8 protein-coding genes are annotated in these 10,226 nt (G+C 68.0%); 6 read left to right on the plus strand and 2 right to left on the minus strand.

Features of this window, described 5'->3' with window-relative positions; translation table 11 throughout:
* Window positions 1–120 precede the first annotated feature (120 nt).
* The 6 genes from ACXAID_RS24840 to ACXAID_RS24865 all read left to right on the plus strand — a co-directional run bounded on the left by ACXAID_RS24840 (window position 121) and on the right by ACXAID_RS24865 (window position 9,432).
* The gene (locus tag ACXAID_RS24840; protein WP_475024846.1) at window positions 121–549 is read left to right on the plus strand and encodes a TM2 domain-containing protein; all 429 of its coding nucleotides are present in this window, start codon (window positions 121–123) and stop codon (window positions 547–549) included.
* Complete coding sequence (locus ACXAID_RS24845) at window positions 539–952, plus strand: DUF2752 domain-containing protein (RefSeq protein ID WP_475024847.1); 414 nt, start codon at window positions 539–541, stop codon at window positions 950–952. Before ACXAID_RS24840 ends, ACXAID_RS24845 begins: the two co-directional genes overlap by 11 nt.
* Window positions 953–1,035: 83 nt before the next feature.
* Window positions 1,036–5,592: a glutamate synthase large subunit gene (gene gltB, locus ACXAID_RS24850; protein ID WP_475024848.1), complete on the plus strand. Its 4,557-nt coding sequence runs from the start codon at window positions 1,036–1,038 to the stop codon at window positions 5,590–5,592.
* Window positions 5,585–7,093 (plus strand): glutamate synthase subunit beta, encoded by a 1,509-nt coding sequence (locus ACXAID_RS24855; protein WP_475024849.1) that lies wholly within the window; start codon window positions 5,585–5,587, stop codon window positions 7,091–7,093. The genes gltB and ACXAID_RS24855 overlap by 8 nt, the downstream gene beginning before the upstream one ends.
* A gap of 27 nt (window positions 7,094–7,120) precedes the next feature.
* On the plus strand, window positions 7,121–8,539 hold the full coding sequence (pyk, locus tag ACXAID_RS24860; protein WP_475024850.1) for a pyruvate kinase: 1,419 nt from the start codon (window positions 7,121–7,123) through the stop codon (window positions 8,537–8,539).
* A 17-nt stretch (window positions 8,540–8,556) separates the two neighbouring features.
* Complete coding sequence (locus tag ACXAID_RS24865; protein ID WP_475024851.1) at window positions 8,557–9,432, plus strand: acyl-CoA thioesterase domain-containing protein; 876 nt, start codon at window positions 8,557–8,559, stop codon at window positions 9,430–9,432.
* Here the strand turns inward: ACXAID_RS24865 and ACXAID_RS24870 are convergent.
* Both ACXAID_RS24870 and ACXAID_RS24875 read right to left on the minus strand, forming a co-directional pair.
* Window positions 9,422–9,943 carry a DUF4190 domain-containing protein gene (locus ACXAID_RS24870; RefSeq protein ID WP_475024852.1) on the minus strand — a complete coding sequence of 174 codons (522 nt, stop codon included), beginning with the start codon at window positions 9,941–9,943 and terminating at the stop codon, window positions 9,422–9,424. The two genes, ACXAID_RS24865 and ACXAID_RS24870, sit on opposite strands and share 11 nt — an antisense overlap.
* Before the next feature lie 10 nt (window positions 9,944–9,953).
* The coding region (locus ACXAID_RS24875) for an ATP-binding cassette domain-containing protein (RefSeq protein ID WP_475024853.1) at window positions 9,954–10,226 on the minus strand (273 nt) is incomplete at its 5' end.

Raw genomic sequence — 10,226 nt, forward strand, 5'->3', positions numbered from 1 at the left:
CGAACGCCGCGCGCGCCTGGAACTCAACGCCCAAGCCGAACGCGACCACCAAGCCTGGCTCGCAGCAACCTACGAACCGCCACCCTTCTGAGTGTGGCTCGGCTCTGGCATCCTTGTGGCATGACCGAGCCCCATTTCACCGGCAATGAGGGGAACTCGTACCCGCCTCCGCCGCCGCAGTCCGGCTATCCGCAGCCGTCGCAATCCGGCTATCCGCCCCCGCCGTGGGGCTATCCGCCGCCGGCGGGTCCTTACCCGCCGGGTTACACGGATCCGACGGCGCCCTACGGCCGCCATCCGGTGACCGGTGAACCGTTCTCGGAGAAATCCAAGGTGGTGGCGGGGCTGCTCCAGCTCATCGGGCTCTTCGGCCTCGTCGGCATCGGCCGCATCTACCTGGGTGACACGAAGCTGGGCGTCATCCAGCTCATCATCGGCCTGCTCACCTGTGGCCTCGGCGCCGTCATCTGGGGAATCATCGATGCTGTGCTGATCCTCACCGACAAGGTGCGCGACCCCTACGGACGCCCGCTGCGCGATGGCACCTAGCCTGCCCACCTGCACCGCCAAGCGTTCCCTAGCCGTAGCCGGCACGGGGGCGGCTGTGGTGGGCGCGCTGGCCTACGTCGGCCTCGGTAATCCGCACAGCCCGGGATTCGTTTTTCCGCCGTGCCCGTTCCTGACGCTGACCGGGTGCCTCTGTCCGGCCTGCGGTGGGCTGCGCATGACGCACGACCTGCTGCACGGCGATCTGGCGGCGGCGTTCGTCGACAATCCGTTCGTTCTCATCGGACTTCCGCTGCTGTTAGCGTGGATTCTGCTGCGCCGGTTCCAAGGGAAACCCACCGCGAACACCCCGGTGTTCGTGGTCGTCATCACCGCTGCGGTGGTGTGGACCGTAGCCCGCAATCTGCCTGGATTCCCGCTGGTCCCGACCATTCTCGACGGGTGAGCAGCCCCGCCCGCTGATACACTCGACCGACGGGCCGGCGCAGTCCCTGATCTTGATCTCAGGACCGCGGAGGTGCGCCTTTCATGCTGTTTTCGGCACTGCCCGAACCCCAAGGCTTGTACGACCCGGAGAACGAAGCGGACTCCTGCGGTGTCGCCATGGTCACCGACATCCAGGGCCGACGCTCGCACTCGATCGTCGCCGACGGGCTGACGGCACTCGAGCACCTCGAGCATCGAGGGGCCGCAGGCGCCGAACCCAACAGCGGTGATGGCGCTGGGATCCTCATCCAACTGCCGGTGGACCTGCTCGCCGCCGTCGTCGACTTTCCGCTGCCGGCGCCCTCTGAGGACGGCGCCAACACCTTCGCCGCGGGCATCTGCTTCCTGCCGCAGGACCCCGCCGAGCGGGCGGCCGTCTGCGAGACCGTCGAGGCAATCGCCGCCAAGGAAGGTCTCGACATCCTGGGCTGGCGCGAGGTGCCGGTCGACGCCGACGGTGCCGAGGTCGGCGAGACGGCGCTGGGCTGCATGCCCTACATGTCACAGCTGTTCGTGGCCGCACCGGAATACAACGGAACCCGGCCCAGTGGGATAGATCTCGACCGCCGCGTGTATCCGATGCGCAAGCGTGCCGAGCACAGCGGCGCCTACTTCCCGTCGCTGTCCAGCCGGACCATGGTCTACAAAGGCATGCTCACCACAATGCAGCTGCCGCAATACTTTCCGGACCTTCGCGACGAACGCTGCAAGAGCGCCATCGCCATCGTGCACAGCAGGTTCTCCACCAACACCTTTCCGTCCTGGCCGCTGGCGCACCCGTTCCGGTTCGTCGCTCACAACGGAGAGATCAACACCGTGCGCGGCAACCGCAACCGCATGCGGGCTCGGGAGGCCATGTTGGCCAGTGCCAAGATCCCGGGCGACCTCAGCAGGCTCTCGCCGATCTGCACGGCGGGGGCCTCCGACTCGGCGTCCTTCGACGAGGTGCTCGAACTGCTGCACCTCGGCGGTCGCGATCTCCCACACGCGGTGTTGATGATGATCCCCGAGGCGTGGGAGAACAGCGCCACCATGGAGCCCGAGGAACGGGCGTTCTGGCAGTTCCACGGCTGCCTGATGGAGCCATGGGACGGACCGGCCTGCGTCACCTTCACCGACGGGACGCTGGTCGGGGCCGTGCTGGACCGAAACGGCCTGCGCCCGGGGCGGTGGTGGCGCACCATCGACGACCGCGTCATCCTCGCCAGCGAGAGCGGCGTGCTGGACGTGCCGTCGGCCCAGGTCGTGGCCAAGGGGCGGCTGCAGCCGGGCAAGATGTTCCTGATCGACACCGCCGAAGGCCGCATCGTCTCCGACGACGAGGTCAAAGAGCAGCTGTCGAGCGCCGAACCCTACAGCGAATGGCTGCACGCCGGACTGCTCGACCTCAAGTCGCTGCCCGAGCCCGCACGCGTGCAGCCCAACCACGACTCGGTGGTGCGCCGCCAGGTCGCCTTCGGTTACACCGAAGAGGACCTGCGCATCCTGCTGACCCCGATGGCCGCCTCGGGCGGCGAGCCGCTGGGCTCGATGGGAACCGACACCCCGACCGCGGTGCTTTCGCAGCGCTCCAAACTGCTCTACGACTACTTCGTCGAGTTGTTCGCCCAGGTCACCAACCCGCCGCTGGACGCGATTCGCGAAGAAGTCGTCACCTCGATGGCCCGGATCATGGGGCCCGAGGAGAACCTGCTCGAACCGTCGGCGGCGTCGTGTCGCCAGATCGTGCTGGGCTGGCCGGTGCTCGACAACGACGAACTCAACAAGATCGTCCACATCAACGACACCGGGGAGTACCCGGGCCTGCGTGCCGCGGTCCTGCGTGGGCTCTACGACGTCGAACGCGGTGGCGAGGGGCTTGCCGACGCGATCGAGGAACTGCGCTACCGGGCCTCCGAGGCGATCGCCAAAGGTGCACGCACACTGATCATCTCCGATCGCGACTCCGACCACACCAAGGCTCCGATCCCGTCGCTGTTGGCGGTGTCCGCGGTGCACCACCACCTGGTCCGGACCAAGGAGCGGCTGAAGGTGGCGCTCGTCGTCGAAAGCGGCGACGCCCGCGAAGTGCACCACATCGCAATGCTGATCGGCTTCGGTGCTGCTGCGGTGAACCCCTACCTGGCTTTCGAGTCCATCGAAGACCTCATCCGCGAAGGTGAGCTCACCGGGATCGAGACCTCCACGGCGGTGCGCAACTACACCAAGGCGCTCGGCAAGGGCGTGATGAAGGTGATGAGCAAGATGGGCATCTCCACGGTCGCGTCCTACACTGCCGCCCAGGTCTTCGAGGCCGTCGGCATCGACAAGGACGTCATCGACGAGTACTTCACCAAGACGCCCACCCAGCTCGGTGGTGTCGGCCTCGACGTCATCGCCGAAGAGGTCAAGTTCCGGCACCGGCGCGCCTACCCGGAGAACCCCACCGAGCGGGCCCACCGGCGGCTGTCGGTGGGCGGGGAATACCAGTTCCGCCGGGACGGCGAACTGCACCTGTTCACGCCGGAAGTCGTTTTCCTGCTTCAGCATGCGACCCGAACCGGCCAGTACGAGGTGTTCGAGAAGTATTCCGAGGAAGTGAACCGGCTGGCCCGGCAGGGCGGTGCGCTGCGCGGGCTGTTCGAACTCAAGACCGGCGTGCGCCCCCCGGTGCCGTTGGACGAGGTCGAGCCGGTCGAGTCGATCGTCACCCGGTTCAACACCGGCGCCATGAGTTACGGGTCGATCTCCGCCGAGGCGCACGAGACGATGGCCGTCGCCATGAACAACCTCGGCGCCCGCTCGAACAGCGGGGAGGGCGGCGAGGACGTCGACCGTCTCTACGACCCCAAACGTCGCAGCGCGGTCAAGCAGGTCGCGTCCGGGCGGTTCGGCGTGACCAGCGACTACCTCGTCAACGCCACCGACATCCAGATCAAGATGGCCCAGGGGGCCAAACCCGGTGAGGGCGGCCAGCTTCCGGGCTACAAGGTGTACCCCAACATCGCCAAGACCCGGCATTCGACACCCGGTGTGGGTCTGATATCGCCGCCCCCGCACCACGACATCTACAGCATCGAGGATCTCGCTCAGCTGATCCACGATCTGAAGAACGCGAACGCCGACGCCCGGATCCACGTCAAGCTGGTCAGCTCGGTCGGTGTCGGCACGGTCGCGGCCGGTGTGTCCAAGGCCCATGCCGACGTCGTGCTGATCTCCGGTTACGACGGCGGGACCGGGGCCGCGCCGCTGACCAGCCTCAAGCACGCCGGCGCACCCTGGGAGATCGGGCTGGCCGACACGCAGCAGACGCTGCTGCTCAACGGCCTGCGTGACCGCATCACCGTGCAGTGCGACGGCGGAATGCGCACCGCGCGCGACGTCGTGGTGGCGATGCTGCTCGGCGCCGAGGAATACGGCTTCGCCACCGCACCGCTGGTGGTCTCCGGCTGCATCATGATGCGGGTCTGCCACCTCGACACCTGCCCGGTCGGGGTGGCCACGCAGAACCCGGAACTGCGGGCCCGGTTCAACGGCAAGCCGGAGTTCGTGGAGAGCTTCTTCCGCTTCATCGCCGAGGACATCCGCACCTACCTCGCCGAGCTGGGATTCCGCAGCATCGACGAGGCGGTCGGTCATGCCGAGCTGCTCGACACCGCCGAGGGCGTGGCGCACTGGAAGAGCAAGGGGCTGGATCTGACGCCGATCTTCGCGGTGCCGGCCGACCCGTACGGCGGTGCCGAGGCGCAGCGCCGCCGCATCCGCGACCAGGACCACGGCCTGGATCTCGCGTTGGACCGCACACTGATCCAGCTCGCCGAAGGCGCCCTCGAGGACGCGCACCCGGTACGTCTGGAACTGCCGGTGCGTAACGTCAACCGCACCGTCGGGACGTTGCTGGGCAGCGAGGTGACCCGGCGCTACGGGGCGCAGGGGCTGCCCGACGACACCATCCACGTCACCCTCACCGGATCGGCGGGACAGTCGGTCGGCGCCTTCCTGCCGCCGGGTGTCACCCTCGAGTTGATCGGCGACGCCAACGACTATGTGGGCAAGGGCCTTTCCGGCGGGCGGGTGATCGTCAAACCGCAGGACGACGTGCTGTTCCTGCCCGAGGACAACGTCATCGCGGGCAACACCCTGCTCTACGGTGCGACCTCCGGTGAGGTGTTCCTGCGCGGCAAGGTGGGGGAGCGTTTCGCGGCGCGCAACTCCGGGGCGCTGGCGGTGGTCGAGGGTGTCGGCGACCACGCCTGCGAGTACATGACCGGTGGCCGGGTTGTGGTGCTCGGCAAGGTGGGCCGCAACATGGCCGCGGGCATGTCGGGTGGTATCGCGTACGTGCTGAGCCTGGACCCGAGGCGGGTCAACACCGCCATGGTGGACCTGCAGCGGCTCGATTCCGAAGACCTGGCCTGGTTGCGTGAGGTGGTCGCACAGCACGCCCACCACACCGGCAGTACCGTGGCGAACTCGGTGCTTTCCGACTGGCCGAGGCGCAGCGCCCAGTTCACCAAGGTGATGCCGCTCGACTACCAGCGGGTGCTCGAGGCCACCCGGATGGCCAAAGCCGAGGGCCGAGATGTCGACGCAGCGATCATGGAGGCGAGCCGTGGCTGATCCGCATGGATTCCTCGAGGTGCACAAGGTCGAGGCCGCCAAGCGGCCGGTCGACGAGCGGGTCGGTGACTGGCGGGAGGTCTACGAGCGCCAGGATCCGCACCAGCGCGCCGGCGAGGTCTCTCAGCAGGCCCGCCGCTGCATGGACTGCGGAATCCCGTTCTGCCACTCCGGAACCGCGGGTTGTCCGTTGGGCAATCTGATCCCGGAGTGGAACGACCTGGTGCGTCGGGGACGCTGGGACGCCGCCAGCGACCGCCTGCACGCGACCAACAACTTCCCGGAATTCACCGGGCGGCTGTGCCCGGCCCCGTGTGAGGCCGCCTGCGTGCTGTCGATCTCCGAGCAGCAGACCGGCGGCAGCGTGACGATCAAACGGATCGAGCAGACGATCGCCGACCAGGCGTGGATGGACGGCATCGTGGAACCGCAGCCGCCGGCCATTTCGACCGGGAAGCGGGTCGCCGTGGTCGGGTCCGGCCCCGCCGGCCTGGCCGCCGCCCAGCAGCTCACCCGTGCCGGTCACGACGTCACGGTCTACGAGCGTGACGACCGGATCGGCGGGCTGATGCGTTACGGCATCCCCGAGTACAAGCTGGAGAAGGGTGTGCTCAATCAGCGGCTCACCCAGATGCGCGCTGAGGGAACGCGTTTCGTCACCGACTGTGAGGTCGGCGTCGATGTTCCGATCGAGCAGCTGCGGGCCCAGCACGACGCCGTCGTGCTCGCCGTCGGGGCGCTGCGGGCCAGGGACAACGACGTGGAGGGCCGTGAGCTCAACGGCGTGCACCTGGCGATGGAGCACCTGGTTCCGGCCAACAAGGAGTGCGAAGGCGACGGCGCCAGCGAGATCTCGGCCAAGGACAAGCACGTCGTGATCATCGGCGGCGGCGACACCGGGGCCGACTGCCTGGGCACCGCGCACCGCCAGGGCGCCAAGTCGGTCACCCAGCTGGACTACAACCCCGAACCCCCCGAGTACCGGGACGATTCGCGCACCCCGTGGCCGATGTGGCCCATCGTGCTGCGCACCCGGCTCTCGCCGGCGCATGCCGAGGGCGGGGACCGGCGCTACCAGGTGGCGGTGCAGCGTTTCCTCGGTGACGACCAGGGCAACCTGCGCGCCATGGAGATCGCCGAGGTGAAGGTCGAACGCGACGAGTCGGGCCGGCGCAGGATCAGCCCGGTCGGTGACTCCCTGGAGATCCCGTGCGACCTGGCGCTGCTGGCGATCGGATTCGAAGGTGTCGAGCGGATGGATCTGCTCGACGGCCTGGGCATCACGCTGAGCCGCCGCGGCACCGTCCCGTGCGGTCAGGACTGGCAGACCGATTCTCCGGGGGTGTTCGTCTGCGGCGACGCGCACCGTGGCGCATCGCTGATCGTGTGGGCGATCGCCGAGGGCCGCAGCGCGGCCAGCGCTGTGGACACCTACCTGATGGGCGAATCGGAACTTCCGGCCCCGGTCAGGCCGGGTGCGCTTCCGCTGGCCGTCGTCTGAATCGATTCGCGACTATGCTCAAACACCGTGACTAGACGCGGAAAGATCGTCTGTACGCTTGGCCCCGCCACCGCCTCCGAGGAGGCAGTCCGACGGCTGGTGGAGTCCGGAATGGACGTCGCCCGGCTGAACATGAGCCACGGCGACTACTCCGATCACGAAGCCAATTACAAACGGGTCCGAGCTGCCTCCGACGTCACCGGGCACGCGGTCGGGATCCTGGCCGACCTGCAGGGGCCCAAGATCCGGCTGGGCCGGTTCGCCGACGGTCCGACGTTCTGGGCCAACGGTGAGACCGTGCGGATCACGGTGGAGGACTGCGAAGGCAACCACGACCGGGTGTCGACCACCTACAAGCGCCTCGCCGAGGATGCCAAGCCCGGGGACCGGGTCCTGGTCGACGACGGCAACGTCGCGCTGGTCGTCGAGCACATCGACGGCAACGACGTGGTCTGCTCGGTCACCGAGGGCGGCAAGGTCAGCAACAACAAGGGGATGTCGCTCCCCGGGATGAGCGTCTCGGCGCCCGCCCTGTCGGAGAAGGACATCGAGGACCTCGAGTTCGCGCTGCGCCTCGGGGTGGACCTGATCGCGCTGTCGTTCGTGCGCTCGCCCGCCGACGTCGAGTTGGTCCATGAGGTGATGGATCGGGTCGGGCGGCGGGTACCGGTGATCGCCAAGCTGGAGAAGCCGGAGGCGATCGACAACCTGGAAGCCATCGTGCTGGCGTTCGACGCCATCATGGTCGCCCGCGGCGACCTCGGTGTCGAGCTTCCGCTCGAGGAGGTTCCGCTGGTGCAGAAGCGGGCCATCCAGATGGCCCGCGAGAACGCCAAACCCGTCATCGTGGCGACCCAGATGCTGGAGTCGATGATCGAGAACTCCCGGCCGACCAGGGCCGAGGCATCCGACGTCGCCAACGCGGTCCTCGACGGTGCCGACGCGGTGATGCTCTCCGGGGAGACCTCGGTGGGCAAGTTCCCGTTCGAGACGGTCAAGACGATGGCGCGCATCGTCTGCGCGGTCGAGGAGAACTCGGTCGCCGCGCCGCCGTTGACGCACGTTCCGCGCACCAAACGCGGTGTGATCTCCTATGCCGCCCGCGACATCGGCGAACGCCTGGACGCCAAGGCGCTGGTGGCGTTCACCCAGTCCGGTGACACCGTGCGCCGGCTGGCCCGGCTGCACACGCCGCTGCCGGTGCTGGCGTTCACGGCGCTGCCGGAGGTGCGTAGCCAGCTGGCTCTGACCTGGGGAACCGAGACGTTCATCGTGCCGCACATCGAGACCACCGACGGCATGATCCGTCAGGTGGACAGGTCGATGCTCGACATGGGCCGCTACAAGCGCGGTGATCTGGTGGTCATCGTCGCGGGTGCTCCGCCTGGCACAGTAGGCTCCACCAATCTGATCCACGTCCACCGCATCGGGGAGGACGACGTCTAGCGAATCGAGGTAGCGGTTTGTCGTCAGAGGCTGATTTCAACGAGTTGCTGGCGATCCTGCACCTCGAGCAGCTGGACGACGACACCTACGTCGGCGCGCATCCGAGCAGGAACCCGGTGCGCACGTTCGGTGGGCAGATGATGGCGCAGGCCTTCGTCGCCGCAGGGCGCAGCCTCAAGCATCCGGTGCCGCCGAGCGCGATGTCGGTGCACTTCATCGCCGGCGGTGACCCGGACATCGATCTGGAGTTCCACGTGGTGCGGCTGCGCGATGAACGCCGCTTCGCCAACCGGCGCGTCGACGTGATGCAGAAGGGCCAGCTGCTCACCAGCGTGATGGTGTCCTACCTGGCCGGCGGGCGCGGCCTCGAACACAGCGTCGAGCCGCCACACCTCGACGACCCGCTGCAGGTGCCGCCGCTGGCCGAGCTGCTGCGCGGCTATGAACAGGTGGTTCCGCACTTCGTCAACGCTCTGCACCCGATCGAATGGCGCTACACCAACGACCCGGCCTGGATCATGCGGGACAAGGGCCAGCGCCTCGGCCACAACCGGGTGTGGATGAAGGCCCACGGCGCCATGCCCGACGATCCGGTGCTGCACGCCGCCGCGCTGGTGTACTCCTCGGACACCACGGTGCTGGACTCGATCATCACCACCCACGGCCTGTCCTGGGGGCACGACCGGATCTTCGCGGTGACGACCAATCACTCGGTGTGGTTTCACCGGCCGCTGCGGTTCGACGAGTGGGTGCTGTACTCGACGACGTCACCGGTGGCCGCGGAGTCCCGCGGCCTGGGCACCGGGCATTTCTTCGACCGGTCCGGTCAGCTGCTCGCCACCGTGGTGCAGGAAGGCATCGTGAAGCACTTCCCGGGGCGCGCTACGGGGTAGGGGCCGGTGACAGCGTGACGGAGAACTGGTCTTCGACCCGCTGGGTGAACTCGTCGGCGCAATCCTGGACGGCCTGCTGATCCGATCCGGCGCGGGTGACGCAGTCGATGTAGTCGGTGCCGCCCACGGAGTCGAACAGCCCGACGTAGATCGGGATGAACACGAGTCCGGCGACGATGGAGACGAATCCGAGCACGATGCCCGCAATCGCGACGCCGCCGTTGTCGGCTTCGTTGCGCTTGACCCGTCCCCGGCCCAGGAACCCGAGGATGACCGCGCAGATGCCGAGCACGATGCCGCCGGCCACCGACCAGCACAGCAGCAGCCCGATGATCGCCAGGATCAGGGCCGCGATGCCGAGTCCGTTCTTGGGTGCGGCCGGGGGCTGCGGATAGCCCGAATAGCCGGGATAGCCCGGATAGCCCGGATAGCCGCCGTACGGCGGCGGCGGAGGCGGGGGATAGCCGCCCTGGTACGCGCCGTACTGGGGCGGTTGTGGCGGTTCGCTCATGCCGGTGAGACTACCTTCCGGTTGTCAGCTTGACGGTGCGACAGCGCGCATCTTCGGGCAGGTGATGGGTGGCGACGACCACGGTCCGTTCGGGGGAGAACAGTGCACCGGGGGTGAGCAGGTCGGCCAGTATCCGGTCGGCGTCGGAGGAGTCGAGATGCTCGGTCGGTTCGTCGAGCAGCACGATGGGCGCGGTGGAGAGAAGTGCGCGGGCCAGCAACAGCCGACGGCGCTGGCCCGCCGACACCGCCGCAGCGCCGCCGACCAGCACGGTGGCCAGGCC

The organism is Mycobacterium sp. ABE4_509 (assembly GCF_056160785.1).